Origin of the sequence: Streptomyces barkulensis (assembly GCF_002843305.1) — a bacterium.
GTDB classification, from domain to species: Bacteria; Actinomycetota; Actinomycetes; order Streptomycetales; family Streptomycetaceae; genus Streptomyces; species Streptomyces barkulensis.
Genome location: NZ_PGSG01000006.1, coordinates 236,023 through 262,382, shown reverse-complemented (window position 1 = coordinate 262,382; position 26,360 = coordinate 236,023). Strand labels below are relative to the sequence as shown.

Sequence of the window (26,360 nt, the reverse complement as noted above, 5' to 3'; positions counted from 1 at the left end):
TGAACGCTTCTCATCCTGTGGTTCGTGGGTGATGGCGGCTGGTGGTCGGGGGGCCGTAACGCGGCAGGGCTCCTGGTCGTTGCGGCTGGTGATCTCACTCGCCAACGTCTCGACACAGGAGCCCTGTTGGTCCCGTATCGTGCCATGCTCGACGTCCCCCACGAAGTCGTGGAGCACGTTTCCTGGCTCATCTACGCCCGAAGGCGTGAGCTGAACTCCCGCTGGCGGAAGCTGGGCTGCTTCCGCCAGGCCCTGCTGGTCCTGGTGCACCTGCGCAAGAACGAGACCCTGGCCCAGGCCGCAGCGGGGTTCGGCATCTCCACCGCCACCGCCGGCCGGTACGTGAGCGAAACGGTCGACCTCCTCGCCGAGCGCGCCCCGAGCCTGCACGAGGCCCTGCGCGAGCTGCCGCCGGAGGGGTTCGTCATCCTCGACGGCACTTTGATCACTACCAACCGCATCGCGGCGGACGAGCCGTACTACTCGCAGAAGCACCGCCGCCACGGGATGAACGTGCAGGTCATCGCCCGCCCGGACGGCACCCCGCTCTGGTTCTCCCGCGCGACACCGGGCCGCACGCACGACCTGACCGCAGCCCGCGCCCACGGTGTGATCCAAGCCTGCCTGTCCCGTCAGCTCCTCGTCCTGGCCGACCGCGCCTACCAGGGCGCCGGCGCGACCGTCCGCACCCCCTACTACGGTCATCGCGACCTGCCCGAGCACTACCAGCAGTACAACCGCGACCACGCCCGGCTGCGCGCCCCGGGCGAACGCGCCTTCGCCCGCCTCAAGCAATGGCGGATCCTCCGCAAGGCCCGGTGCAGCACCAACCGCATCGGTCGCACGGTCGCCGCCGTTCACGCCATCGAGATCGCCTGGCGCTCAGGATGAGAAGCGTTCAGTGACTGTGATCGCGCTGATTGCTGTACTTCACTGCTGTACCGCACCGCTTGCAACAGCACCGGATCGCCACCCAGTCGATACGATGCGCAGACCAGGCATCGTCCATGCGGTGTGGGAGGGGCAGTGAAGCTCAAGGACCCGGAGTACCCGGCAGCGGTCGAAGCGGCCGTAGAGATCCTGAGGAAGCGGGCTTATCAGGGACAGACCATCACCTATGGAGACCTGAGCGCCGAACTGGCAGCACAGGGCTTCGACTCCATCCTGCCTCACCGCGGGGTCATGACCTACTTGCTCAAGGACGTATGCCTCTACAGCAACGAGGATGGACGAGCTCCGATGCTCTCGGCAATCGTGGTGAACAAGGCCAGCCGTGAACCATCCGCACAATTCTCCAACCTTGCTCGAAGCCTGCCCTTCTCTCGGCCGGCCGACTGGAGTTGGCGAGACGAGCAGCAGGAGGTATTCGCTCAGTATCGTGAAGAGTGATACGCCGCCCTCACGACACCCTCTATAGAAGCTCGGTCAGCACCGAGTAGCGCGCCGAGAGACTGCGGAGCCTTCCAGCCAGACAATTCTCTAACCGCGTGGAAGCAGCTTCCCGGTGAGGAGCGGCTCCAGGTAGTTCTGGGCGAGCCAACTCACAGCGTTGACACACACAGCATCTCCGAAGCCCATCAACGCCTGGTTATTGCGGTCAGGGAGGATATAGTCGTCCGCGCCCATCAAGCAAGCGTACTCACGCGGCGTCATCCACCGGGCGCGGAGCGGCCTGCCCCTCTCTATGCGGACCACGGCCTGCTTGGAGGAACCACCGCCGGTGGTGCGCAGACAGCCTGCGATGTCGTCGGCACGGATTTCCCAGGCGGGGACGCCACTCCTGGTGCGACGGTAGGCCGTGCGGTAGGTGACCTCTCCAGCCGCTTCGAGGGCGGCCACGCGGTCGAGCTGGACAGGGGACAACTCGTTGCGGAACCTCGCCATACGCTGCTCGTCCCACCACAGGGTTTCGTCCACTTCACCGTTCCGCTTAACAAGGTCCGTCCACCCAGTACTGGAGCGAGCTGGCGGCTCAGGGAGCCGGGCGCGGTGGGTGTCGAGGTCAGGGTCCGTAAAAACTGAGTCGAGCCACTTAGGGCGGAGCACCGAATTACGCTCCCAAGGTTCTTCCTCCAAGGGCCTCTTCAATGAGCCGACCAGGAAGAGACGGGGGCGGGACTGAGGGACCCAACTCCGGGCGTCCAGGGTGAGCACGTCCACCGAGTAACGAAGTTCGTTGAGCTTGCGCACCGCCGCCTTCAGATCGTTGCCGCCGTGGCTGGTGGCAAACCCATTGACGTTCTCCAGGGCAACGACCGGAGGCTTGTCTGGACCAAGTTTCTCCAAGATGTCGGTGAAGCTCCAGAACGTGCTTGAGTGCTTCCCGGCGAGTCCCCTCCGTCCGCCGGCGAGAGAGAGGTCCGTGCAGGGGAAGGAGGACCAGGCAAGCCCGAGGTCGCGGGGGACTCCGGCAGCCACGATGTCCTGGGCGACGACTTTGATGTCCTCCAGAAGGTAGTGGGCGGACCCTTCCGCACCAAAGTGGCCGCTGTACATTGCTTTCTTGTCGGCAGCCATGTCGTTCGCCCAAGTGACTTTGAACCCCGCCTGCTCCAGCCCGAGGCGGGCCAGCCCGATCCCGGCGAAGAACTCGGCGACCGCAAAGGAGGTGGTTGAAGCCGCCGCTTTGCAGACGGCCTGTGCGGGCAGGGGGAGGAGATCGGGTGTCAGTGTCACGCGCTCGATCTTATGGCAGGAGTCGCCGGACGTCCGAACGATCATGGAGGTGCCCGGGATGACCTCTGGAGAGCCTAGGACGGCCTTCAGCAAGCCTGTAGGCAGCGGAAGCTGTGATTGTTCGGTCATGCGCCTACTCTTCCTGCCTGGCGACCAGGGCCGCCGATCGCAAAAGTCCGATCACGCTACGCGACCACTGGCCGCAAGTCCACTACCTAGCGTAATATTCAAGACTGGAGGTCGGTAGCCTCGCCAATACCTGTGGAGAAGCAGGATCATGAAAAGATGCCCCTCTCAGACACTTCTTGGGCCTCCTCGCCCGGCACACGGGCCAGCATGAGGGCGAACCGGAGTCGTGACACGAAACCGGAGATCGCACTCCGGAAGGCGGTGCACTCGCTCGGGCTACGCTACCGAGTAGCAGCGCGCCCACTACCGGAGCTGAGGCGTACGGCCGACCTTGTCTTCACACGGCAGAAGGTTGCAGTGTTCATGGACGGCTGCTTCTGGCACGGGTGCGAAGAGCATCACACCCGCCCCTCGGCCAATGCCCCGTACTGGTCGGAGAAAGTGCGGCGGAACCGTGAGCGCGACCGGGACACAACAGCGCGCTTGACGGAAGCCGGGTGGCTTGTGCTGCGCTTCTGGGAGCATGAGGACCCGGTCGAGGCAGCTCTGAAGGTGGAGGCGGCGGTCAAGGCGCGCCGCTCGGCCAGTCCTGGCTAATTGGTCAGTCAGGGTCCGTTGCGTGATTGCGCCCCGTCCGGAACGTCGGGCTGGTCCGGTGGCGGAGTGGACGTCCCGGTTCGGGCAGGAGCGAACGCAGCGCAGGCACGGTCTCAGTGATCATGTGAGTGTCGAAGTCCCATGAACACTTGGTGAGTCCGTGCCTGCCCCTGCATCTTCCCTCATGCCCTCCGCGCTGGACCAACTAGCCCGGATTCCCACCTCGGCCCCGTTGGCGGACGCGGTCCGTCTGTCTGAGTTTCTGGATCTGCTTCCGATCCGCGAGGCACCCGCGGTCGCCGCTACTCGCTGCCCTCCCTCGTCGCCGCTGCCGCAGCGAGTGTCCTGACCGGCGCCCGCTCGCTCACCGCGATCACAGAATGGATCAGCGACGTCCCCGCGTGGGCCTGCCGGGCACTCGGCTTCCCCGTCGACCCGCTGACCGGCACCGTGTCCGTCCCGCGCCCCCACACCCTGCACCACCTCCTCGTCCAGCTCGACAGTGACGCCCTGGACCGGGCGATCGGAGCCTTCCTCGCCGCCCGCGCCGCCCCGGCCAGCCCCGCACTGCGAGCGATCGCCGTTGACAGCAAGGCCCTGCGCGGCTCGCGCACCGCCACCACCGCACACCTCACTCTCCTCGCCGCGATGGACCACGCCGGCCATGTACTGGCCCAGCGACAGATCGCGGCCAAGAGCAACGAGATCCCCGCCTTCCAGCCCCTGCTGTACCGGCAAGCTCACCATTAAGCGCGTCTACCTGATCACCAGTCTGCCGCCTGGATCAGAGGGCACTGGAAGATCGAAAATCTGCTCCACCACGTCCGCGACCGCACATTCCGCGAGGACGACTCCAAAATTCACACCGGCTGCCTCCCCTGCATCATGGCTGGCCTGCGCAACCTCGCCATCGGCGTCCACCGCCAGGACGGCCACACCAACATCGCCGCCGCCCTACGCCATACGGCCCGCGACTACCACAGGCCCCTGACTGCCCTCGGCCTCACCGGATGAATCCGGACAGACCTCGATCATGCAATGGATCCCGATTGGTCAGTGGCCCTGCTTCGAGGGCTTCGGGCGGGTCGAGACGTGGACGGGTTCCTCTCCTTCGCCGTAGCGACGAGAGACCACGGAGACGCTCAAGAGCGTCCCATTCTCGGATGCTGTCAACTGGATGCGAGCGTCGTTCACATACGCTGGGCGCAACGACTCTGGCACGTCGAGTGCATCGAACACTGCGCGCACGAAATGGCTGGTATCAAGGGTGTGGAGAGGCGGCTCAGAGTTTTCCCTAACTTCTGCGGCAGTCCTCGGGAAGAGGAATACGCAAGGGGGCGGGAGCCAGCCCGAAGGCTTGCCCGAAGCGGCCTCGTAGGGAGTCGCGGCTTCTCGGAGCCCGTCCGTGACGCCGTAACTCTTCGGACAGGGACGGTCTTCGGAGCCACAGCGGCCGTCCCAGAAAAGGTAGGCATCCACCCGCTGCTTGGGCTCTGCATGAATTCTAGGGAATAGACGGTTGGCAATGGCCGACCAAGCACTTTCTCCAGGTTGCTTGAGAAGGCTGTGGGGGTTCTGGCTCCAGATTACCATCTCATTGGCCCAGGCCGGGCGTTCATAAATTGTGGTGTTGTTGCCGTCGCCAGCTCCTTTGCATTCTAGGGCGACCAGCGTGCCGTCGGGCAATACTACCTTCCAGTCTTGACGCCCCTTTCCCTTGATCTCCTCGAAATATCCCACGGTCCCCCGTTCCACGCAACGGGTCAAGACTGCTTCAACGAAGGCACCCTTTTCTTGGATATCGGCAGCATTCTTCCCTCGGATGCTTTCTACTGTGGCACGGAACACCGCGCCCCAGCGCTCAGGATCGATATCCGACTCTTGCAGGACCTCCGGGGCAATTTCGTTCAATCGCCGGAGCAATTCCTTCGCCTTCTCCGTCTGCTCTCTTAGCTCGTCATCATGGCGGCAAGCGAGAACTTCTTCAATCTTAGCCTTTTTGATCAAGTTATGGTTTCCCGATACAGCGAGGACGGACGGCTGTGGTTGGCGGAACACGAGGCCGCGGCCACTGCTCTACACAACGGAGCAGTACTCGGCTTCAGAGGTTAGAAGGAATCTCAATCTTGAGGGACATATCGGACTCTGCCGTCTCGATCCGCTGGTTGTACAGCTCCAGCAGCTCGCGCAGCTTCACCCGGATTTCGTCCTTGGTGAACCCGGCAGTCTCCTCGATGTTCGTTCCGACGAAGTCCTCGATGGACTGGATAGCGATCTTTTTCTCCAGGCCCGACAGGCGCGCGATCTGGACGGCGGCGGCGACGGCATCCTCGGGGACCAAGACGCGCGGGCGGAACCCCTCACGCAGGTTGTGCGCGCAACGGTCCCTGAAGACCTTCTCACCAGGAGCCATGGTCACATGGAGCGCCGTGTCCCCGATCTCGTAGTCGCCAGCGCGACCTGTCTGCACGTCGGCGGTGGTATAGCTCTCGACGTTGACATCGGCGTCAGGGAATCGGATCTTCAGCTTCGCACCTACCAGGTGTTGGGCGATGGCCCCCGCCGTCGTGCCTCCGCGCTCCCGACCCGCCGCGATCAAGTTCGCCACGGTCGTGCGGACGGAGTTTCCAGGGTCGATCTCCGCACTGATCCGCTTCTTGCCAAAATAGTCTTCCCGAACCTTGCCGACGAACCAACCCTGCAACAGGGCAGAAAGGTCCAACCGCTCGACGTCGGAGAGATCAGCGATACCATGCTCCTCTCCAAACTTGTTAATTACGTCAGCCAGGGTCTCCGCATGCCGAATCGTGTAGCGGGAGGTCCGGCCCCCCTCGCTGGTGAACCGTCGGTGCTCGCCGTGCTCACCGAGGATGCTCTTCGCTTTAGCTCCACTCGCGCCTTTCACCTGAGACTCTGCCGCATACATGTCGCGAGTCAAAGGAAAATCGCAGGCGAGGAACTCCGTGATGTACAGCCCGGCGCACATCACGTTGGAGTCGATGGATCCTTTCGCGGTGCGCTTACTCTCGTACCAGGCGCTGATCGGGACGACCATGGCTTCAGAGGCCATGACCACCTTCTTGGACGGCTCTCGAGCTTTGAGCGAGACCATGGAGTCACCTTTCGTACGCGGATGGCCCGGGGCCGATGAGCGGTTCGACTCCCAGAGCCCGTCAGGACGGAGCGGCTGGTTGCATAGGCCGCAGCAGCACCTACAGCTCTGTCCGAGCGCAGGAGCCGCTTCATTCTGCCTCGGCATGTTCGATTCCATGAGCCATTCCGCAGAATATTATTCACACCACTCCCGTCCCTGGCGATGCCGTTATGGAGGAGAACGACAGAGAGGCAGGTACATCAGAAAGCCTCCCCTTAATCCAAAAATCCGGGCATACGAGATAATAGATCCTCATTTTCCAAATAACAGGCATTTCTTGATCATGAAGGCCTGGCCATCGCAGTTCAAGACAGACGTAATATGTCATCTTGGACCTGGCAGGGTGGCAGATCGGTCACGCAGGCAGGCCTCGTGTCCGCGTCAGGCGTCTGCCGAAGCGCGAGCGACGGGTATGGGAGTCGCGGGCTCGCATACCCAGCCAGGCCGAGGTCGAGCAACTACGCTCCATGGAGGGAATGCCAGTGGTGGGGGTCTGGTTGGACCACGTTCACCGAGGGCGGCCAGGGAGACGAGCCAGATGCTGTTGGACGCAGGGCACCTACGTCATGGCGTACCACCTGGGCAGCCAGCGGTACGTGTCTGCTCCTCAGATGCGGAGGATTGAGGGGGCCAGCGTCCTTGCGCGGTCGTGGAGGTCGCGGGCGGTGCGGTTGCGGAGGTGGGGGCGGATCAGGGTGACCATGGTGCGGATACGGTCGTCCACCCGTCCGCTCTGGACGTGTGGGTAGTCGTCCAGGGCCGAGTGCCAGGTCGCGGAGGCCTCTTCGAGGTGTCCGAGCCGCATCTGCCGTTCGGCGGCGATCGCCAGGTTCCGCACCCGGCTCCTGCGCTGCGTGGGCTGCCGGAGCCTGTTGGACTCCGCCTTGGCCTTGACCGCCCCGCCGATGTCCCCGAGTTCGTACCGCACCTGGCTCGTGTGGTCCGCGAGCGCGGCCGGGTCGTACCGGCCCGAGACCCCGGCTGGTGACTCGGCCTTCTCCATCGCCGTCTCCGCGTCCCTCAGGTGGGCCAGTGCGGTGCGGCGGTCGCCGGTCTGGGCGGCGGCGTGGGCCTGCTGGCCGGCGAGGAAGGCGCGCATGCGTGGTCCGGCCTGGGGGGAGGCCGCGGCTGCCGCGTCGGCCAGGCGCAGGGCCTCCGGCCCGTGGCCGAGGTCGACGGCCTGGACGCTCATGCCGCGCAGCGTGGTGCAGTAGGTCAGGTGGTCCTCGGCCGCGCCGGCCAGCTCCAGGGCCTTGAGGTAGTACTGCTGGGCCAGCCCCTGCAGGCCCTCGTCCACCGCCATGTAGCCGGTCAGATAGCACAGGTCGGAGGCGGCCGAGAGCATGTTCTTGCGCACGGGCTCGGGGGCGTCGGCGCGCAGGTACGCCGAGACGGTGTTGACGATGAAGGAGGCGGCCATGGGCCGGGCGTGACGGCCGCCGAACTGGTCGTCCAGTTCGCTGATGCGCTCGGTCATGGCGACCACCATGTCCACCTCCGGCCGCCCGATGCGCACGCTGCGGCCGGCCCGCACCGCCTCCATCCGGCCCACCACGTCCTGCCAGCCGGGGACGGTCAGCGCCACGGAGAACAGGCCGACGCCCAGCACGCTCCTGCGGGATGGGTCCATGTCCGTCCTCCCGAGGTTCATCAGTCCTTCCACGGTATCCGCGCCGGTGCTCGCCTCTTCGGCCTCCAGACCGATCTCGGCCAGCGTGACCGGCCTGCGCAGCCGGCGTGACAGGGCCTCACGGATGAAGGGCCGTACGACCTTGCGCGGCCTGGTGCCGCTCAGCCAGTGGGACACCGCGGACTCGTCGTACCGCAGCGGCACCCCGGCCTCCGCTCCGACGCGGTTGACGGCCAGGGCGAGTTGGGACTGCGACCACTGGCTCTCGGTCAGAACGCGCTGCAGGCCCTCGTTCGGCTTCCTGGTTCCCATGCCCACGCCCCCGCATCTACGCGATCTTTCATGGGTTTCACGCGCTGCCGCTCCACCCACGCTACCGCCCAGAGTAATCGCACGGTTACGTATCCGTGAGCACGGAAGTGGTCGGTACCGAAGTCCAGCTTGCGGAGGGAATCCGTCGCGCAGTCCGCCGTGACGCGGGTCCGGCCACGGCTGTCGACGGCGCCCGGATCCAACTCGGCTGCTCGCGAAGCCAGTTCGGAATCAGCATTCAAGCGGCACAAGGCACCGGCCGGCAGACAGCATCCCCCGACAAGAGAGGGAACACCGGTGACAGTGATCGTCAAGACTCCGCCGGCCCGGAAAGCCACCACCCGGCTTCTGTGGCTGGACCTGACGCGGAAGTGCCAGCTCGCCTGCGGGCACTGCTACAACTCCTCCGGCCCGAGCGGATCGCACGGCACCATGACCCGTGAGGACTGGGTCGGCGTTCTGGATCAGGCCGCGGCCTGTGGCGTGCGCGGGGTGCAGTTCATCGGTGGTGAGCCGACCATGCACCCCGACTTCACGGCCCTGGTGGACCACGCGCTGAACGCCGGTCTGGAGGTGGAGGTCTACAGCAACCTCGTGCACGTCTCCCAGGAGTGCTGGGAGATCTTCCGGCGCAAGGGACTGGCGCTGGCCACCTCCTACTACTCCGGCCGGGCCGAGACCCACAACGCGATGACCGGCCGCCGCTCCCACGGAAGGACGCGGGAGAACATCGCCAGGGCCGTCCGGCTCGGCATCCCGCTGCGCGTCGGAGTCGTCACCGGCGACGAGGAGCAGGCCGCGGGTGCCCGGCGGGATCTGGAAGCCCTGGGCGTGGAGCGGATCGGTATCGATCATGTCCGGCCCTTCGGGCGGGGCGGACAGGGCCGGGTCCCCGACACGGCCAAGCTCTGTGGCCGGTGCGGATCGGGCGTGGCCGCCATCGGTCCCACGGGGGAGGTGTCCCCGTGCGTGTTCTCCGGCTGGATGGGCGTCGGCAACGTCAGGCACACCCCGCTCGCCGCTATCCTCGGCGGCGAGGCCATGACCCGCGCCACCACGGCCATCCAGGGCGCGGCCGGGAGGAACGACCCTTGCGGCCCCGACGACGAGGAGTGCACGCCCGGCTTTCCGGGCAGCTCGTGCAGCCCGAGGAACTGAGGACGATGGACACGCCCCTTCTCGCCGCCGACTTCCGGGAGCTGATCCGCCCGCACACGGGGGAACTGGCGCGTGCCCGTCCCACCACCGGGGGGCACAGCTCGGATGTCGCCACCGTGGTCGAGTGCGAGAAGGGGCCGTTCTTCGTCAAGGCGGTCCCCAACCGGCCCGGCGGACGGCGCGACTCCATCGTGCGGGAGCGGCTGATCAACCCGGCCGTACGGCCCTTGTCCCCCGCGCTGCGGTGGCATGCGGAGAACGGCGTGTGGGTCGTGCTCGGCTTCGACGCCGTGGAGGGGCGGGCGGCCGACTTCTCGCCGGGCTCGCCCGACCTGCCCACCGTCGTCGGTCTGGTGGACCGGATCGGGGAGCTGGACCTCCCCGAGGTCGCGCGGGAGTGGCCGGAGACCCGGTGGGACCGGTTCGCCGGGGACGAGAGGCAGGCCGCCCTCCTCCGGGGCGATGACCTGCTCTACACCGACATCAACCCCGGCAACATGATGATCGGCGAGCACACCGCCTGGGCAGTGGACTGGTCCTGGCCAACCCGTGGCGCGGGCTTCATCGACCCGGCCTGTCTGGTGGTGCAGCTCATCGCGGCCGGGCACAGCCCCGAGTCCGCCGAGTCCTGGGCTTCCGGCTGTGCGGCATGGGTGGATGCGGACCCGAAGGCCGTCGACGCCTTCGCCCGGGCCAACGCGCTCATGTACCGCGCCTTCGCCGACCGGAAGCCGGACGCCTCGTGGCTCGGGGCGATGGCGGACGCTTCCCGGACGTGGGCCGACCACCGCGGCGTGAGCACGTAGCGTGGAGGACTGAGCGGTTCTCCCGGCAGGGATGCCCGCCAGGTCACCCTGCCAACAGAGACGAGGGACCCCTACGGCGGTGGGGGCCTTCGTCATGCGCGGATGCGGTTGGTGCCGCCCTCGCCCACTCCTCCGCGTCCACGCGGTCTTTCATGGGTTTCACGCGCTGCCGCTCCACCCACGCTACCGCCCGGGGTAACCGCGCGGTTACGTATCCGTGAGTACGGGACCGAGCGTCAGGAAGGGCGTACATGGGCGGGAGCGCCTTCTCACAAGGGGTCGAGGAACGGATCGGGGAGGGGCGTGCGCGCGCTGCGGACGGGCGCGGGGATTACGGGGTGCGCCCGGCGGGGGCGGAGGGGGCTTCGGTGGAGCTCGCCGCCACGTCGGCGCGGCCACGTACCGGCCGGCTGAGCACGGTTCCCTACATCGCCTCGTGGAGCCAGGAGCGGATGCGCCGCCCGCCCGTGGTGCGGCGGGTGGGGGTGGGCGGCGAGGGGATCGGTTTCGCCGGGGAGGGCGCGTACGACCGGGACTGGCGCGGGGTGCTGTGGACCAGGCAGACCCTCGCGCGGGGCAAGGGGCACCCCCGGTACCACACGGTGCACACCCTGCGGCAGCGAAGGGCCATGCGGCGCATGCTCTGCCAGGTGTGCGGCGGGCCCACCCCTCAGGACGGCCCGCGCCTCTTCGTGCTGCGGGACGTCGGCCGCCCGGTGGAGGAGGGCGAGCGGACCACGGCGCCGCCCGTGTGCGTGCCCTGCGCCCGGATCTCCGTACGGGAGTGCCCGCGGCTGCGGGAAGGGCACGTCGCCGCGCTGGTGGAACGGCCGTACGCCTGGGGCGTGGCCGGGATCGTCCACCACCCGGCCACCCTGGAGCCCCTCGACACCGCCCTGCAGGAGGTCTCCTACGAGGACCTCGCGGTCCGGTGGACCCTGGCCCACCGGCTGGTCATGACGCTGCACGACTGCACCCCGGTGGACCTGGCCGCCCTCGCCGGGTGAGCCGGGCCGGCTGCCGGGCCCTGCCCGGTCATCGGGCGGGGCCCGGCGTTCATCCGGTTCGTGAGCGAGCCGCAGTCTCCGGGCCTGTCCTCACCAATCGCCCCTGTGAGGACGAACGAGTGGGAGCCGCCTGTGCAGATCCGTGAGGTTCACACGACGGCGGAGGTGCCGGGAGCCAGTTCGGGAAAAGCGCCCTCCCAGGCACCGCGGATGTCACGGCTGACCAGGGTGCGCAGTACGGGCCACAGGTCGGTCAGCAGCTCGTGGTTGAGGTACCGGACCAGGTCGTCGTGCATGCCCTCGGCCAGGACGATCCGGTACAGGCTCATCCTCAGCCGGGGCTGGTCGAGGTCGAATCGGGTCAGCCCGGACCACGCCAGGTGCAGCGGCAGGTCGACGGTGCCGTGGACCGGGCCGGTGAGTTCCGTCAGAGCGCCGGGGAGGCGTCGAGTGAACTTGGCACGACGGAGGTCGGAGATGCTGGGCACGGCTGACATACTCCGATTATCCCGCAGCGGTACGGCGTAGCTCCGCTCAATCCTCAAAACCCGCCGGACAAAGGCTTGTGATCGGCCGGTGAGACGGGGCGGACGGGAAGAACCGGGATGAATGGTGGGCTCAGGCCGGGTCATTGTCGAGCACCAGCACGACGTGCTCGTGCTCGCCGTACCGGACCGTCTCGGTGCGCCAGAAGCCGTGCTTCTCCAGCAGTCGCACCGAGCCGGTGTTCCCGGCGAAGGGATCGGCGTACAGGGGACGGGCCTTCTCCCGCTCCAGGAACAGTGCCAGTGCCCGCGTGCCGACGCCCCGGCCCCAGTACCGTCTGCCGAGCCAGTACCCGATGAAGCGCCGCCCCTCGTCCCACCAAGCCACCACGTTGCCCGCCAGTTCCCCGTCGACGGTGACGGCCTGCACGAGGACGGTGGGATCGCCGAGGACCCTCGTCTCCCAGTGGGTCATGAAGGCCTCCCGCTCCCGGGGCGGGAACTTCGACCGCCGCACGGCCTCGGGATCGTGCTCCTGCGTGAAGAACTCCTCCAGATCGGCCGGTTCGACGTCTCTCAAGCGCACCTGGTCACCCATGCCGACGAGTCTGCCGCCGGCCACTGACACTCCCGGAACGCCAACGGCCCCCGGCCCGCTGTGGCGGGCGACGGGGATGGCGACGGCCCCCGGTCGTGTGGGCTGGTCGGGGGCCGTTGTGAAGTGCAGAGGCTGTGGGATTCGAACCGACGGTGGTGCCGTCACCACGACGGTTTCCAGGACCTTCGCCGATCAGGCGGGCTGATCGTTCCCGCACGGGTCAGACGGGTGCGACCGCCCCCGAGGAGCCGTCGTCATCGTCGCCGTGCCCGCTGCGTGCCCCAGAGGATCGGCCGTGCCCGCTGAACCGCTGCCGTACTCGGCGTATCTCTCTGCCGGTGAGCGCACCGGCGGCGACTGTCCCCATGAGACAGACAACAGGCGCCAGCACCCAGATGCCCCACGCGACGAAGCCTGTCTCCACCGGCACATAGCTGCCCCACGGCTTCTGCGCGGCACGAACGACCTCTCCCGGGCGGCCTTCGTACCGGATCTCCACTGTGCGCGTCTCGCTGCCAACCTGCGGGCCGCTGCACACGGAGTGGCTCCCTGCACGCCCTCCGCCCTCCTGGTGGCACTCTGTGAGCCGAACCTGGACAGCGTTCCCCAGCAGGTCCAGCTGCACGAGCCCGGTGATCACAGTCCATGCCACCGCCGCGGTGCCCAGCAGGGTGAACATCCCGTAGACAGCGATGTCGCGTCTTCGCCCCCTTGTCATAGACACAGCATGCACGGCAGCTCCAACCCGAAGTCACTCCACCCGCCTCACCGGCTCTCGTGCTGTTCGGCGCACGAAAGACCAGGCGCGTACGAAGCAGCCGACGGCGGCGGCCGTGAGCAGCGCGAGAAACACGCCTTGCCCGGCCTTGGCGAAGAGGCTGTCGTCCAGCGCCTCATAGGTTCCCCAGGGAGCGCGGTGGACGGGGATGGTGTCGCCCTCTTCCGCGGAGAACAAGCGCACCTTGACCAGCTGACCACTCGTCTTCTCGTCACCGTTGACGAGCGTTCCCTCGCATTCGACGTCCGGGCCGGCCCTGCCTCCGCCCTGCTCGACGCACCGCGAGGCGACGATGTGTCCGCCTTCGCCGAGGATGCCGAACCCGACGGCGGCCCTCACCCCGAGGAACGCCGTGAAGGCCAGGAGAACAACGCCGAGGAGCGCCCAGGCAACGACAGCGGCGAAGCGATCTCTCCCGTCACCTGCAACGCTCACCGCGAATCAGCACCCATCCCGCATTCGACTGCCACTCCAACATGCTCAGCGTTGGTTGGCGCTGCGCACAGAGGCATCCGGTGCTACTCCGTTGCTGTCGAGCCGACAAGCCGTGCCCCACCGAGCGGGAAGGACTGTCGCCGGCGGGTGGTCGGCATGGCGACGGCCCCCGGCCGCATGCGCTGGTCGGGGGCCGTTGTGAGGTGCGGAGGCTGTGGGATTTGAACCCACGGTGGTGTCGCCACCACGACGGTTTTCAAGACCGTTCCCTTAGGCCGCTCGGGCAAGCCTCCCCACGCCGCGCCGTGCGGTACGGCGTGGGGGACAGCCTAGCCGGTTCGTCAGTCGCCCTCGCGGGAACCCAGGGTCAGTTCGGCCTTGTTCTGCTTGCCGCCACGCATGTAGGTGATCGAGATCTTCTCGCCCGGCTCGTGGGCCCAGATCTCGCTGATCAGGGTGGGGCCGCTGTCGATCGGGACACCGTCGAGCCTGGTGATCACGTCGCCCGGCTTCAGGCCCGCCTTGTCGGCCGGGCCGCCCGGGGTGATGGGGTCGCTGCCGTCGTCGGTGTCCTCGATGATGCGGGCGCCGTTGCCCTGGGCGCGGAGGTCGACCTGGACGCCGATGACCGGGTAGACGGGCTCGCCGGTCTCGATCAGGGCCTTGCCCACACGCTGGGCCTGGTTGATCGGGATGGCGAAGCCGAGGCCGATGCTGCCGGGTGCGCCCTGGCCGAGGCCGCCGCCGGCCGACTGGATGGCGGAGTTGATGCCGATGACCGCGCCCTTGGCGTTGAGCAGCGGGCCGCCGGAGTTGCCGGGGTTGATGGAGGCGTCGGTCTGGAGGGCGCTCATGTAGGAGGCCTTGGAGCCCTGGCCGTCGCTGGAGGCCACGGGGCGGTTCTTGGCGCTGATGATGCCGGTGGTGACCGTGCCGGACAGGCCGTACGGGGCGCCGATGGCGATGGTGGCGTCACCGACCTGGACCTTGTCGGAGTTGCCGAGCGGCAGCGGGGTGAGCTTGGCGTCGCCGGCGTTCTTCAGCTTGATGACCGCCACGTCGTAGCCCTGGGCCAGGCCGACGACCTCGGCGTCGTACTCGCGGCCGTCGGAGAAGGTGGCGGTCAGCTCGCCGCCGTCGGCCGCGCTGGCCACCACGTGGTTGTTGGTCATGATGTGGCCCTGCTGGTCGTAGACGAAGCCGGTGCCGGTGCCGCTCTCGCCGCCGCCCTCGGCCTGGATCGTCACGACGCTGGGCAGGGCCTTGGCCGCGATGCCGGCGACGGAGTCGGGGGCGCGGTCGACCTGTTCGAGGCCGCCGTCGGCGGAGATGGTCGTCGAGCCGCGGTCCGCGCGGTCGGCGGCCCAGAAGCCGACGCCCGTGCCGACGCCGCCCGCGAGGAGGGCCGCCGCCGCGACGGCGGCGATCAGGCCGCCGAAGCCGCGCTTCTTCTTCTGGCCCTCCGGGGGCGGCGGGGAGGCGAGCGGCGCACCCCAGGGGGAGGCCGGGCCGCCACCGGGGGTGCCGGGTGCGCCGGGGGCTCCCGGGGCGGGTTGCGGGGTGCCGTAGGCGTCGTAGCCGCCACCCGGTGCGCCCCACTGCCCGGCGGAGGAGTGGGGGGCGGGGGAGGCGTACGCGGCGGGGGGCTGCTGTGCGGCGGGGGGCTGCTGCGCGGCGGGGGGCTGCTGCGCGGCGGCAGGGTCCTGCGGGGTGTGGTGGCCCTGCGGGGCCGGCGGGGGCTGCGGGGCCGGGTGGCCCTGCGCCTGCCCCTGTGCGGCGTGCCCCTGCTCGGCGGGGCCCTGTGCGGCGGGGGGCGCGGGCTGGGCGGGGGGCTGGTGGCCGGGCTGGGACGACGGCTCGGGGCCCTCCGGCTCGATCTTCCGCAGGAGGGTCGTCGACTCGTCCCTCGGCGCCGCCTCCGGGGCGGGGGCGGGCGCGGGGGCCTGGAGGTCGTAGTCCTCCGGCGGGCTGTCGGTCGGTGTCCTGGGCGCGGCGGCGTCGTTCGCGGCGGACCGGTCGGCCGGCGGGTGCGGCACGGGGGCGCCGGCCGCGTGCTCGCCGGCGGCGCCCTCGTTCTCGGTGCTCACAGCTCTCTCCTCAGGTACACGACAGTCGCGCGTCTTCCCGGAGGCGGCGCGCGTATTCAGGTGTATGGCGTCAAGCTTCTCCCACCGCACGTCAGACTGGCGTAAGCGCACCCGTCCGAACGGACGCCCGGGCCGCCGCGCACGGGGCGGGGTGGCACCATAACGCGGTGAGCCCTGACCAGCCCCAGGGGTCGCCCGGATCCCGGCGCCCCATCTCAGTCGTCGCCCACCGCGGGGCCTCCGAGGACGCCCCCGAACACACCCTGGCCGCGTACCGCAGAGCCGTCGAGGACGGCGCCGACGCGCTGGAGTGCGATGTGCGGCTCACCGCCGACGGGCACCTGGTGTGCGTCCACGACCGCCGCGTCAACCGTACCTCCAACGGCCGCGGCGCCGTCTCCTCGCTGGAGCTGGCCGAGCTGGCCGAACTGGACTTCGGCTCCTGGAAGGGGCGGCTCGGTGACGAGGAGTCGCCCGAGACCGAGAGCCGCGAGCACACCTCCGTCCTCACCCTGGAGCGGCTGCTGCGCCTGGTGGAGGAGCAGGCCTCCGCGGGGCGCCGGGTGGAGCTGGCCGTCGAGACCAAGCACCCCACCCGCTGGGCGGGGCAGGTGGAGGAGGAGCTGCTGCGGGTGCTGGCCCGTCACGATCCGGCCATTCCCGTGCGCGTGATGAGCTTCTCCGCGCGCTCCCTGCACCGGATACGGGCCGCGGCGCCGTGGATCCCCACCGTCTACCTGATGCAGTTCCTGCTGCCGCGCCACCGCGACGGGAGGCTGCCGCCGGGCGTGGGGATCGCCGGGCCGAGCATCCGGATCCTGCGCAACCACCCCGAGTACGTGGCGTGGGCGCACCGGGAGGGCCACCGGGTGCACGTGTGGACGGTGGACGACCCGGCCGACGTGGAGCTGTGCGCGCTGCTCGGCGTGGACGCCATCATCACCAACCGGCCCCGGCACGTGCTGGCCCAGCTGGAGGAGATGTCCCGGGACTGAGACGGGTCGGGAGCCGGGACGGGTCGGGGGCCGAGGTGGAGCCGGGCGGGTGCCGAGCGGGGGCCGTGGGCGGGGCGGCCCGCGCACTACGGCGCACTCGGGGCCACCGGTGGTGAACGGGCGGTGAGGGCTGCGTCACGGTACCGGGTCGGGCGGTTTCCGCCGTCGGACGAAAGGGCATCCATCACGTGGCGTGGGGCGAACAAGGAGGTCTCGGGGGTGGCGTTGGTGGTTGCACAGGAGGCGCCGACGTCGTCGACGATGGCCGTACCCCACGGTCCCGCGGGCGTGGGTGCGGCGAGGCGCAGGATGCGCGAGGAGCTTCTCGGCTCCGGTACGCCCGAAGCCGTCGTGGACGACGCGGTTCTCATTCTTTCCGAACTTCTCAGCAACGCGTACCGGCACGCCAGACCGATCGGCGTGAGCGACTGCGTGCGCGCGGCCTGGGGCCGCACCGCCGACGGCGGGGTGAGCGTCTCCGTCACCGACGGCGGGGGCCCGACCAGACCCCGGCCGTCCAATCCGTCGGTGACGGCGCGCGGCGGCAGAGGGCTGTCGATCATCACCTCGCTCGCCAGCGACTGGGGTGTGCGCGAGGACCGCGGCGGGCGCGGGCACGGCCCGGGTCATGGGCAGGGTCACGGTCATGGGCACGGCCCGGGTCATGGGCACGGCCACGGTCACGGCGGGGTGACGGTGTGGGCAGTGGTGGCGCCGTCGGAGGACGACGCCTTCTCCTCCTCGATGCGCTTCGACCTGTCGGAGCTGGAGGGCCTGGAGGACCTCTGAGGCAGTCGTTCCGGGTGGTCTCCCCCGCGTACGCGTGCCGCCTGGGCGCCAAGGGCTAGGCTCGCGCCGACAGCGTCCTTAACGACCGGGAGACCCCACCCCATGGCCAAGAAGCGCCGCCCCCAGACCAAGGCCGCCAAGCCGCAGCTCGCCGACGGTGAGATCCCCGTCGTCGGCGCCCGCGAGCCCTGCCCCTGCGGATCCGGCCGCCGCTACAAGGCCTGCCACGGGCGTGCCGCCGCGCAGGCGGTGACCGAGCTGGTGCGTCGCCCGTTCGAGGGACTGCCCGGGGAGTGCGACTGGGTGGCGCTGCGCGAGCTGGTGCCCGCCGCGACGGTGCCGCTGAAGCTGAGGGAGGAGCTGCCGGGGGACGTCCCCTCGGTGACGCTGGCCACCGTCCTGCCGATGGCCTGGCCCGCGCTGCGCCGCACGGACGGTGCCGTGCTGCTGGGCGTGCAGAACGACACCCCCTCCGGCGACCTCAGCCGCGATCTGGCCGACGTTCTGCGGCGGGCCCTGACGGCGAAGCCGGGCAGCCCGGTGGCCGCCGAGCGCATCCCCGCCGACGCCCCGCGTCTGCAGGACCTGCTGGACCTCGACGCGCCCTTCGTGCCCGAGGTGCACAGCGGCTTCGAGTTCTGGGTGGAGGACGCCGGCAACCAGAGCCCGGAGGTCGCCGCCTCGCTGGAGCGCGCCAACTCCGCCGCCCTGCCGACCGCCCGGCTGGAGGGGGTGGAGGCCGCCTACTGGTGCGAGACCCCGGAGAAGAACCACCTGCGCTGGGTCATGCCGCACCCGGAGGAGCGGCTGCTGGACGCGCTCGCCCGGCTGCACGCGGCGGGGTCGTCGTCGCTGGGCGAGGGCACACGGCTGGTCGGCTCCTTCCGGGCGCACGGTCTGATGGTCCCGGTGTGGGACCTGCCGAGCGCGATGGGCGCGCAGGAGTGCGAGAAGCCGGCCGCGGCCTTCGCGGAACGGCTCGCCGAGGCGCTGGAGTCCACCGATCCGCTCACCGCGGAGGAGCGACGGGCGCGCAGTGGATTCACAAATCGCCAGATCACTCTCAACTGACAGACGAATTCCGGCTGATGAGAGAAGAAAAAGGCAAGTGATTCCCGTCACAGCGGGACGTACTCGCAGGTAGACAGGCGGCCGGAAGACGTCGGTGGAATTTGCGAACGGGCCGTTACTTGTTACGGTTCTTGCAGCCCGGTCGCTGGTGCATCCCCCGTCGCCAGCGACCGGGTCTTTTCATGCCCGCACTTCCCGCATACGAGTTCGGTGCGGGTGGGCGGTCCTCAACTCCCCTATTCCCAGGGTGAGTCGACGGACCGGGCGCCTTCCTTGCCGCCTTTGCCGTCTCCGCCCTCCACGGCTTCGCCGGCGCCCCCGGTTTCGCTGCCGGTTTCACCACCGGTTTCGCTGCCGGAACGCAGCAGCAGCCCCTCCCCGTCCGGTGCCGCGACCTCCGCCACCGCCGTGTACGGCCCGCCGTCCGGAGGGTTTCCCTCCACGCGCCGGTGCGGGGTGTCGCACACTCCCTCCCGGCCGCCGGCGGGCAGTTCGCAGGGGACGCCGACCGCCTGGCCGCCGGGGCCGAGCAGACTCAGGGCGCCGTGCAGCGCCTCGCCCGTAGAGTTCCGGTGGTACATCCGCCCCCAGACGGCGCCGTCCCGCCTCAGGACGCAGGTCTGCGCCCGCACCCCTCGCGGGGAGGTGGCCCAGGAGCCGCAGAAGGCCGAGGTCTCCGGCAGGTCCGCGCCGGATGTTCCGGGCGGCGTGGACGGCTCGGACGGTTCGGAGGGCTCGGTCGGTTCGGAGGGGAGGAGCCCGTGCGGGAGGGGAAGCGGAGAGCGTTCGGGCGCGGAGCCGGTGACAGGGTCGGTGGCATCGGCTGCATCAGTGGCGTCGGCGGCGGGGACGGCCGTACGCCCCTCGCCGGTCCGCCGCTCGTCCGGCCCGGCGGTCGCGGCGGTGAGCGGCAGGAGCGCCGCGAGGGCGACCCCGGCCGCGAGCGCGGTCACACGGAGGCCGGAGGCGCGCTGCCGCGGCTCGTACATGGGATCCACCTGCAACTCGCTGGAGGGAAAGGACTCTTCGGCGGCCCGAACATACCGGGACGAAGAAGGCGTCCCGGCGGACAGACCGCCTGTTTCCCTCCAACCCCGGCGCACCACCACCCGTACGAGTGAGCGGGGCGGACCCGCGGGGCCCGGCCGGTCAGCCGGTCAGTACGCCAGCCGGCTGCCCGTGTCCGGGACGGCCGCGCTCGCCCGCACCAGCACGTCCACCAGCGGCTCCATCCTCGGCAGCCACGGCACACCGCCCCCGCGCAGGGTGCCGCGAGCGCCGACGCCCAGCGCGGCCGGCGGCCGCTCCCAGCGCAGCTGCCCCGCGCCGGTGCGTGACGGCGGCAGGGCCACATAGCCGCCGTCGCCGTGGAACCGCAGCGAGCTGGGCACCCAGTCCTGGGCGTGGAGCAGCTCGCCCAGCTCCTCCAGGTCGTACGGCGCCACCAGCAGCATGCAGCGGGTCGGGCTCGCGATCACCGGGCCGGTGCGCAGCCCGAGCCGGTCGAACTCCTCCAGCGCCCGGGCCCCCGCGGCCGCCGGGAGGCTCAGCGCACAGGGGGCGCGGCCGCCGGTGGCCAGCAGGATCGGCGCGTCGGGCCGGTTGGTCCACCACCAGCGCACCATGCGCTCGTCGGTGGTGGCCGCCGGCAGTTCGGGGTCGAAGGGGTGCGCGCCGGGCACCACGCAGTCGGGCCGGGGACAGGAGCAGCGCCCCCGAGGCTGCCCCGACTGGCGTGCGGTCAGGCGCCTGGACTCCCGCGGCGCCACACCGGGCAGCACGGGCCACCCCCACCGTGTCGCGCACACGAGCGCCGCGTCGCGCAGCGCCCAGCGGGTCATGCGTCGCCTTCCGAGGATCTCGCGCATCAGCGCTCGTTCCTTTCCGTAACGCCATGGATCGACAAAAACGTCGACAAGCACACTGACAAGGACTCAGCAGGACCAGAAGGCCGATCACGGTCTTCCGGTCCCTCACACCTGTTACACCTGTGGATCTCGTGTGACCGCGCCCGGGCCCCCCGGACAGTGCGTCACCGTGCTGTTCTCCGCGGCCGTGGCCGGGGCGTTCGTGAACCGGGCGCGGAACGCGGCGTGCCGGCACACGCCGGACGCCGCTCGTGCTCGCCCGTACCGCCGTACCGTCCGGCGGTCCTCCGCCTGCCGTGCTCCGGTCCTCTCGGCGCGTACGAGGGCGCGCCTCGTTCCCACTGCGTGGGACGCACGGGCCCGTCGCCGGGTTCCGCCGGAACCCGGTCGCCGCTCACCCGCCCAGTCCTTCGTGCCGTGGATAACCGTGTACCCACGTCAATCGTGATGACGCGCCGCCGTACCGGGAGCCAGTCGACCGCGCACCGCCCGGCACAGGGTACGTTTTCGGCCAAGCTCGTGGCCACCCCCGCGACGCCTCCGGATGCTCCGGGAGCAGCGCTCGGACCCGGACCGGAAACCGGTCGGCGGGGGACATCCGCGGCCTGCCGGGGCGATGCTGGACACCCGTTATCAGGGCGTGTACACCTGAAGACATTGATAGCGGAGCAGCACGACATGGGGGTTTGCGATGCTATTGACGACGCTGGCCCGCACTGAGGGCAGCCGCCCATGAGCGCCCGGCAGCCGCCGAAACTGGCCGGAATCGAATCGCCACCGCCCCTTCCCCAGCACACTGTTCCGCCCGCGGCGGCCGCGCCCCACCGGCAGCCCGCCCCCTCCCCCCGGCCCCCGGCCGTCGACGACCCCGCCCTCGCACGTCCCGTCGAGCGGCTCGCGGCCGTCCAGGACCGCCTCGCCGGGTGGATCTCCGACCTCACCACCCTCCACGACCTCACCGAACGGCTGGTGCGCACCGACACCCTGGAGAGCGCGGTGCACGAGGCGCTGCGCGCCGGAGCCGCCCTGGTGGGCGCCCGGCGCGGACTGATCGCCCTGGAGCCGGCCGACGGGCTCGGCCCCGACACCACCGTCGGACTCGGCCTGGGAGCGGCGGACCTCGGCCACATCGAGACCCTCCCTCGCGACTCGGCCTCCCACGCGCGCCTCCTCGACGGGCTCCCCGAGGCCGGTGCCGGGGACGGAGGGGGCGGGGACTGCGGCGCGGGTGAGGGCACGGGCCCCGGCGGCCTCCGGGAGATCACCCACCCCCACATCGCCCGGGACGAGGACCTCGACCCGCGCCACCGCGAGGTCGCCGCCCGCCTCGGCTACGCCGCCAGCCACGCCGTCCCCCTGACCGCGCGGAGCACCGGACGGCTGGGCGCCGCCGTCTGGCTGTACGACGAGCCCGCGCGGCCCACCGAGCGCCAGCGCCATCTGCTCGGCCTGTACGTGCGGCACGCCGCCGAGCACATCGCCCGCCAGGTGGACCTCGCCCGCGCCCGCTCCACCGTGGACACCGTGCGCGAGGGGCTGCTGCCCACCCGGCTGCCGCGGGTACCGGGGGTGCGGCTGGCGGTACGGCACCACACCGGCCCGCGCGGCGGCGGCGACTGGTACGACGTACTGCCACTGCCCGAGGGGGCGCTGGGGCTGAGCGTGGGCGGGGTCACCGGATCCGGCCCGGACGCACTGGCCGCGATGGGGCGGCTGCGGGCCTCGATGCGGGCGTACGCGGTGATGGAGGGCGAGGACCCGGTCGCGGTCCTGTCCGACCTGGAGCTGCTGATGCGGCTGACCGAGCCGGCCCGGTCGGCGACCGCGCTGTTCGGGTACGCCGAGCGGACGCCGCAGGCCGAGGGCGGTCCGCAGGCGGGCACCAGGATCGTGCTGGCCGGGGCCGGGCACTGCCCGCCGCTGATCGTCGGTCCGGAGCGCACCGAGGTCGTCGAGACCGCGCTCTCCGCGCCGCTGGGCATGCTCGCCTGCTGGGAGGCGCCCAGCGTCGAGGTGGAACTCACGCCCGGGGAAACGCTCCTGCTCTACAGCGACGGCCTGCTGCACCGCACCGGCGAACCGCTGGAACGCGCCTTCGCCCGGCTCCGGGCCGCGGCCGTCGCCGCCGCCCCGGCCGTACGCGCCGACCCCGACGCGCTGCTGGACCATCTGCTGCGCTCGGTGCTGCCCGGCGGCCGGGACGGTGCGGGCGGTACCGGAGACGGGGCCGCCGCCGGGGACTCCAAGGACTCCGGGGACTCCGGGGACTCCGGGGACTCCGAGGACTCCGAGGACTCCGAGGACTCCGAGGACTCCGAGGACTCCGAGGACATCGTGCTGCTGGCCGCCCGCTTCTGAGCCCCGTCCGCAGGCCTCGCCCCAGGCCTCGCCCGCAGGCCCTCGCGTGCTCTGTCCACAGGCCCGGGCCGCCCCGATCGGGGCGGACCTACGATGGGAGTCGGCCCGCACCCGGCCCACACCACCAGCAGGAGGAGGCAGCGACGTGGCTGACCAGCAGACGCCGGAGACCCCGGAGGAGCAGGGCGAACCCACCTCGGAGGAGCCCATCAAGCAGCGGAAGAACGGCCTGTACCCGGGCGTCTCCGACGAGCTCGCCGAGAACATGAAGTCCGGCTGGGCCGACACCGAGCTGCGCGACCTCGCCCCCGTCCCGCAGGTATCGCACACCGCCGAGCGGCGCGCGCGGCTCTCCGCCCGCTTCCCCGGCGAGCGCCTGGTGATCCCCGCGGGCAACCTCAAGACCCGCTCGAACGACACCGAGTACGCCTTCCGCTCCTCCGTCGAGTACGCCTACCTCACCGGCAACCAGACCGAGGACGGCGTCCTGGTCATGGAGCCGAGGGCGGACGGCGGCCACGACGGCGTCCTGTACCTGCTGCCCCGCTCCGACCGCGGCAACGGCGAGTTCTGGCTGGACGGCCAGGGCGAGCTGTGGGTGGGCCGCCGCAACAGCCTCACCGAGGCCGAGAAACTCTACGGCATGCCCTGCCGGGACGTGCGCACCGTGGCCGAGGCGCTGCGCGAGGCGTCCGGCGACATGCGCGTGGTGCGCGGCCACGACGCGGGCGTCGAGGCCGCCCTCGCCGACAAGACCACCGCCGAGCGCGACGAGGCGCTGCGGGTCTTCCTCTCCGAGATGCGCCTGGTCAAGGACGACTTCGAGATCGGCGAGCTGCAGAAGGCCGTCGACTCCACCGTGCGCGGCTTCGAGGACGTCGTCCGCGTGCTCGACAAGGCGCAGGCCACCTCCGAGCGCTACATCGAGGGCACCTTCTTCCTGCGCGCCCGCGTGGAGGGCAACGACATCGGCTACGGCTCGATCTGCGCCTCCGGGCCGCACGCGACCACCCTGCACTGGGTGCGCAACGACGGCCCCGTCCGCTCCGGGGACCTGCTGCTGCTGGACGCCGGTGTGGAGACCCACACCCTCTACACCGCCGACGTCACCCGCACCATGCCCGTCGACGGCCGCTTCACCGACCTCCAGCGGAAGATCTACGACGCCGTGTACGACGCGCAGGAGGCGGGCATCGCGGCGGTGAAGCCGGGCGCGAAGTACCTGGACTTCCACCACGCCGCGCAGCGCGTGCTGGCGGAGCGGCTGGTGGAGTGGGGCCTGGTGGAGGGCCCGGTCGAGCGGGTCCTGGAGCTGGGCCTCCAGCGCCGCTGGACGCTGCACGGCACCGGCCACATGCTCGGCATGGACGTCCACGACTGCGCCGCGGCGCGCCGCGAGGCCTACGCCGAGGGCACGCTGGAGCCGGGCATGTGCCTGACGGTGGAGCCGGGCCTGTACTTCCAGCCGGACGACCTGACGGTGCCCGAGGAGTACCGGGGCATCGGCGTGCGCATCGAGGACGACATCCTCGTCACCGAGGACGGCAACCGGAACCTCTCCGCCGCGCTGCCGCGTCGCTCGGACGAGGTCGAGGCTTGGATGGCGGGCCTGCGGGGCTGACGTCCTGCCACGGGGCAGGGCACGGAACAGAGCGGGGGCCCGGCCGCGGAATCGGCCGGGCCCGCGCTCAGGACGCCCTCAGCAGCGAGTCCTTCCGCCACTTGAGGAGCTTGTCGAAGCAGACCATGGCGCCGTCCCCCGGACGGTTGCGGAAGTCGACGTGGTCGGCGAGGGCCTCGATCAGGAACAGGCCCCGGCCGTGCTCGTCGGTGTGGACCCCGTCGCGCGCCTCCTCGCGGACCCCGTCGCGGGCCGGGCCCGCGCTCCTGGCGAACAGGGGCCCGAAGGCGGTCGCCGTATCGAGGTCCGCCGGACTGTTCGTGCCGACGGTGTCGGTGACCGTGCCGGCGGTCGCGGCGCGGGGCGCGCTGCGGTACCCGTCCACGAAACCCGGCCCGTGATCGGTCACCTCGATGCGGCACATGTCGTCATCGATGTACGCCGTCACGTGGTACTCCCCGGCGCCCGCCGGCCCCGTACCCCCGGGGCCGCCGTGCTCGACCGCGTTCGCACAGGCCTCCGAGAGCGCGATCGACAGGTCGTAGGAGACGTCGGGATCCACCCCCGCCGTCTCCATGGCCCCGAGCAGGAGCCGCCGGGCGAGCGGGACGCTCGCAGCCTCACGCCGCAAGTGGAGAGACCACCAGATGCTCATGCTCAGCCTCCTGGCTGCGGCTCGACATACGCTACGTATTGCCCGGGGCGGCGGCGGTAAGCACGGCGGCGGCGCGCTACCCCTCATTCGGCGGACCCGATGAGTTCTGCAATGTACGGAAAATGTACGAGGTGATCCCCTCGTCCGGTTGTCAACCGCGTTGGGAGGGTGCCCCGTGTCGCGGCCGAACGGGTGATGAGATGATGGCCCGGCCATGAGAGCCCCCGTCGCGCGTGCCGCCGCCGACCTGCGACTGCTGCGGGCCGCGGTGTTCGCCGCGGTCTGCGTCACGCTGTCCGCGGCCGGTCACGTGTTCGCCGCCGGGCAGGCCCTGCCGGTGTGGGCGCTCCTGGCCGGCTTCGCGGCCGTGCTCGCCACCGCCGTACCGCTGGCCGGGCGCGAGCGCTCGCTGCCGGGCATCGCGGCGCTGCTGGCCCTGGGGCAGATCGCTCTGCACTTCCTCTTCTCCTGCGGCCAGGCCGGGCACACCGCCCCGGCCGGCCCGGCCCCTGCCGACTCCGACCGGGGCGAGGGCGGGGTGATCGCGCTGGCCGGTCGGCTGCTGTGCAACGACCGGGCCACCGCCGCCCTGAGCGAGACCGAGGCCCGCCGCATCGTCGCCGACGCCGGGCTCTCCGGCGCCCTCCCCGGCGGCAACGCCGCCGCGGGCGCCGCCGACACGGTGGCCGGCACGGCGACCGACACGGTGATCGGCGGCGCGGCCGACTGCCTGCGGTACGCCGTGCACTCCGCCCTGTCGCTGCTCTCCGCACCCATGCTGCTCGGCCATCTGCTGGCCGCGCTCGCCATGGGCTGGCTGCTGCGCCGCGGCGACGCCGCGCTGTGGCGGCTGGTGGGGCTGTCGGCCCACTTCGCCGACGGGCTCGACGGGCTCCACGGGTTCACCGGCGGACTCTGCGGGCTGCTCGTACGCGCCCTGCGCACCGCGCTGCGCTGCGTACGCGCCCTGCTGCGCGGGCTGCTGCCCGAGGACGCCGTGCCGGTGCGCGCCCCGCGCGCGGACGCGGCCGGCGGTCCGGTGCCGCCCGCCTCCCTGCTGCCGTCGCACTCGGTGGTCAGGCGCGGGCCGCCCGCCGCGCGGGATCTGACCCTCGCGGCCTGAAGCGCACGCTCTCCCGCTCCCCCGCTCT

At 70.5% G+C, this 26,360-nt stretch carries 26 protein-coding genes and 1 tRNA gene; 14 read left to right on the top strand and 13 right to left on the bottom strand.

Annotation, left to right across the window (positions count from 1 at the left end):
* The first annotated feature begins 144 nt into the window (after window positions 1-144).
* Together CUT83_RS01610 and CUT83_RS01605 are read left to right on the top strand one after the other, a co-directional pair.
* Window positions 145-891, top strand: a complete 747-nt coding sequence (locus CUT83_RS01610) for a transposase family protein (RefSeq protein WP_101254054.1) — start codon at window positions 145-147, stop codon at window positions 889-891.
* Window positions 892-1,026: 135 nt separating this feature from the next.
* Window positions 1,027-1,389, top strand: coding sequence for a hypothetical protein (locus CUT83_RS01605; RefSeq protein WP_101254053.1), 363 nt, complete (start codon window positions 1,027-1,029; stop codon window positions 1,387-1,389).
* Window positions 1,390-1,479: 90 nt separating this feature from the next.
* On the opposite strand, the gene CUT83_RS01600 is transcribed toward CUT83_RS01605, so the two are convergent.
* Complete coding sequence (locus CUT83_RS01600; RefSeq protein ID WP_240958087.1) at window positions 1,480-2,805, bottom strand: DNA cytosine methyltransferase; 1,326 nt, start codon at window positions 2,803-2,805, stop codon at window positions 1,480-1,482.
* Window positions 2,806-2,961: 156 nt separating this feature from the next.
* On the opposite strand from CUT83_RS01600, the gene CUT83_RS01595 reads away from it, so the two are divergent.
* From CUT83_RS01595 to CUT83_RS31310, 3 genes are all read left to right on the top strand, one after another.
* The gene (locus CUT83_RS01595; RefSeq protein WP_101254052.1) at window positions 2,962-3,402 is read left to right on the top strand and encodes a very short patch repair endonuclease; all 441 of its coding nucleotides are present in this window, start codon (window positions 2,962-2,964) and stop codon (window positions 3,400-3,402) included.
* Between the two features lie 309 nt (window positions 3,403-3,711).
* Window positions 3,712-4,152 carry a transposase family protein gene (locus CUT83_RS30645; RefSeq protein ID WP_240958117.1) on the top strand — a complete coding sequence of 147 codons (441 nt, stop codon included), beginning with the start codon at window positions 3,712-3,714 and terminating at the stop codon, window positions 4,150-4,152.
* Window positions 4,153-4,287: 135 nt separating this feature from the next.
* Window positions 4,288-4,416: a hypothetical protein gene (locus tag CUT83_RS31310; protein ID WP_277347729.1), complete on the top strand. Its 129-nt coding sequence runs from the start codon at window positions 4,288-4,290 to the stop codon at window positions 4,414-4,416.
* Window positions 4,417-4,455: 39 nt separating this feature from the next.
* On the opposite strand, the gene CUT83_RS29740 is transcribed toward CUT83_RS31310, so the two are convergent.
* The 3 genes from CUT83_RS29740 to CUT83_RS01580 form a co-directional block, all read right to left on the bottom strand.
* Window positions 4,456-5,409: a hypothetical protein gene (locus CUT83_RS29740; protein ID WP_143688457.1), complete on the bottom strand. Its 954-nt coding sequence runs from the start codon at window positions 5,407-5,409 to the stop codon at window positions 4,456-4,458.
* A 94-nt stretch (window positions 5,410-5,503) separates the two neighbouring features.
* A complete protein-coding gene (locus tag CUT83_RS01585) occupies window positions 5,504-6,514 on the bottom strand; it encodes a DUF4928 family protein (RefSeq protein ID WP_158238950.1) in 1,011 nt (336 codons plus the stop codon).
* Between the two features lie 649 nt (window positions 6,515-7,163).
* Entirely contained in the window at window positions 7,164-8,498 is a 1,335-nt protein-coding gene (locus CUT83_RS01580) for an NsdA family TPR-like regulatory protein (protein ID WP_101254050.1), read from the bottom strand.
* A 297-nt stretch (window positions 8,499-8,795) separates the two neighbouring features.
* Here CUT83_RS01580 and CUT83_RS01575 point away from each other — a divergent pair, with 297 nt between their 5' ends.
* From CUT83_RS01575 to CUT83_RS01565, 3 genes are all read left to right on the top strand, one after another.
* Window positions 8,796-9,656 (top strand): radical SAM/SPASM domain-containing protein, encoded by an 861-nt coding sequence (locus CUT83_RS01575; RefSeq protein WP_101254049.1) that lies wholly within the window; start codon window positions 8,796-8,798, stop codon window positions 9,654-9,656.
* Between the two features lie 5 nt (window positions 9,657-9,661).
* Entirely contained in the window at window positions 9,662-10,462 is an 801-nt protein-coding gene (locus CUT83_RS01570) for a protein kinase (protein WP_101254082.1), read from the top strand.
* 368 nt (window positions 10,463-10,830) lie between these two features.
* Window positions 10,831-11,469, top strand: a complete 639-nt coding sequence (locus tag CUT83_RS01565; RefSeq protein WP_101254048.1) for a hypothetical protein — start codon at window positions 10,831-10,833, stop codon at window positions 11,467-11,469.
* Between the two features lie 149 nt (window positions 11,470-11,618).
* Here the strand turns inward: CUT83_RS01565 and CUT83_RS01560 are convergent, their stop codons facing one another.
* From CUT83_RS01560 to CUT83_RS01535, 6 genes are all read right to left on the bottom strand, one after another.
* A complete protein-coding gene (locus tag CUT83_RS01560; protein ID WP_101254047.1) occupies window positions 11,619-11,966 on the bottom strand; it encodes a transcriptional regulator in 348 nt (115 codons plus the stop codon).
* A 121-nt stretch (window positions 11,967-12,087) separates the two neighbouring features.
* Window positions 12,088-12,552 (bottom strand): GNAT family N-acetyltransferase, encoded by a 465-nt coding sequence (locus CUT83_RS01555; protein WP_173915000.1) that lies wholly within the window; start codon window positions 12,550-12,552, stop codon window positions 12,088-12,090.
* A 220-nt stretch (window positions 12,553-12,772) separates the two neighbouring features.
* A complete protein-coding gene (locus CUT83_RS01550) occupies window positions 12,773-13,270 on the bottom strand; it encodes a hypothetical protein (RefSeq protein ID WP_240958088.1) in 498 nt (165 codons plus the stop codon).
* Between the two features lie 33 nt (window positions 13,271-13,303).
* The gene (locus tag CUT83_RS01545) at window positions 13,304-13,765 is read right to left on the bottom strand and encodes a hypothetical protein (RefSeq protein WP_101254046.1); all 462 of its coding nucleotides are present in this window, start codon (window positions 13,763-13,765) and stop codon (window positions 13,304-13,306) included.
* Between the two features lie 206 nt (window positions 13,766-13,971).
* Window positions 13,972-14,058 (bottom strand) — tRNA-Ser (locus tag CUT83_RS01540).
* Window positions 14,059-14,106: 48 nt separating this feature from the next.
* Entirely contained in the window at window positions 14,107-15,651 is a 1,545-nt protein-coding gene (locus CUT83_RS01535; protein WP_420882449.1) for a S1C family serine protease, read from the bottom strand.
* A 368-nt stretch (window positions 15,652-16,019) separates the two neighbouring features.
* Here CUT83_RS01535 and CUT83_RS01530 point away from each other — a divergent pair, with 368 nt between their 5' ends.
* The 3 genes from CUT83_RS01530 to CUT83_RS01520 all read left to right on the top strand — a co-directional run bounded on the left by CUT83_RS01530 (window position 16,020) and on the right by CUT83_RS01520 (window position 18,707).
* Entirely contained in the window at window positions 16,020-16,847 is an 828-nt protein-coding gene (locus CUT83_RS01530) for a glycerophosphodiester phosphodiesterase (protein WP_101254044.1), read from the top strand.
* 219 nt (window positions 16,848-17,066) lie between these two features.
* Window positions 17,067-17,636, top strand: coding sequence for an ATP-binding protein (locus CUT83_RS01525; protein WP_101254043.1), 570 nt, complete (start codon window positions 17,067-17,069; stop codon window positions 17,634-17,636).
* 102 nt (window positions 17,637-17,738) lie between these two features.
* Window positions 17,739-18,707, top strand: coding sequence for a DUF5926 family protein (locus CUT83_RS01520; protein ID WP_101254042.1), 969 nt, complete (start codon window positions 17,739-17,741; stop codon window positions 18,705-18,707).
* A 236-nt stretch (window positions 18,708-18,943) separates the two neighbouring features.
* On the opposite strand, the gene CUT83_RS01515 is transcribed toward CUT83_RS01520, so the two are convergent.
* Window positions 18,944-19,696: a hypothetical protein gene (locus CUT83_RS01515; RefSeq protein ID WP_101254041.1), complete on the bottom strand. Its 753-nt coding sequence runs from the start codon at window positions 19,694-19,696 to the stop codon at window positions 18,944-18,946.
* Window positions 19,697-19,864: 168 nt separating this feature from the next.
* On the bottom strand, window positions 19,865-20,575 hold the full coding sequence (locus tag CUT83_RS01510; RefSeq protein ID WP_101254040.1) for a bifunctional DNA primase/polymerase: 711 nt from the start codon (window positions 20,573-20,575) through the stop codon (window positions 19,865-19,867).
* Window positions 20,576-21,307: 732 nt separating this feature from the next.
* On the opposite strand from CUT83_RS01510, the gene CUT83_RS01505 reads away from it, so the two are divergent.
* Window positions 21,308-22,933 carry a PP2C family protein-serine/threonine phosphatase gene (locus CUT83_RS01505; protein WP_101254039.1) on the top strand — a complete coding sequence of 542 codons (1,626 nt, stop codon included), beginning with the start codon at window positions 21,308-21,310 and terminating at the stop codon, window positions 22,931-22,933.
* A 145-nt stretch (window positions 22,934-23,078) separates the two neighbouring features.
* The gene (locus CUT83_RS01500) at window positions 23,079-24,554 is read left to right on the top strand and encodes an aminopeptidase P family protein (protein ID WP_101254038.1); all 1,476 of its coding nucleotides are present in this window, start codon (window positions 23,079-23,081) and stop codon (window positions 24,552-24,554) included.
* Between the two features lie 67 nt (window positions 24,555-24,621).
* Here the strand turns inward: CUT83_RS01500 and CUT83_RS01495 are convergent, their stop codons facing one another.
* Window positions 24,622-25,209 (bottom strand): ATP-binding protein, encoded by a 588-nt coding sequence (locus tag CUT83_RS01495; protein ID WP_101254037.1) that lies wholly within the window; start codon window positions 25,207-25,209, stop codon window positions 24,622-24,624.
* Window positions 25,210-25,423: 214 nt separating this feature from the next.
* Between CUT83_RS01495 and CUT83_RS01490 the strand changes: the two genes are divergently transcribed.
* Entirely contained in the window at window positions 25,424-26,332 is a 909-nt protein-coding gene (locus tag CUT83_RS01490; protein ID WP_101254036.1) for a hypothetical protein, read from the top strand.
* Window positions 26,333-26,360: the final 28 nt, after the last annotated feature.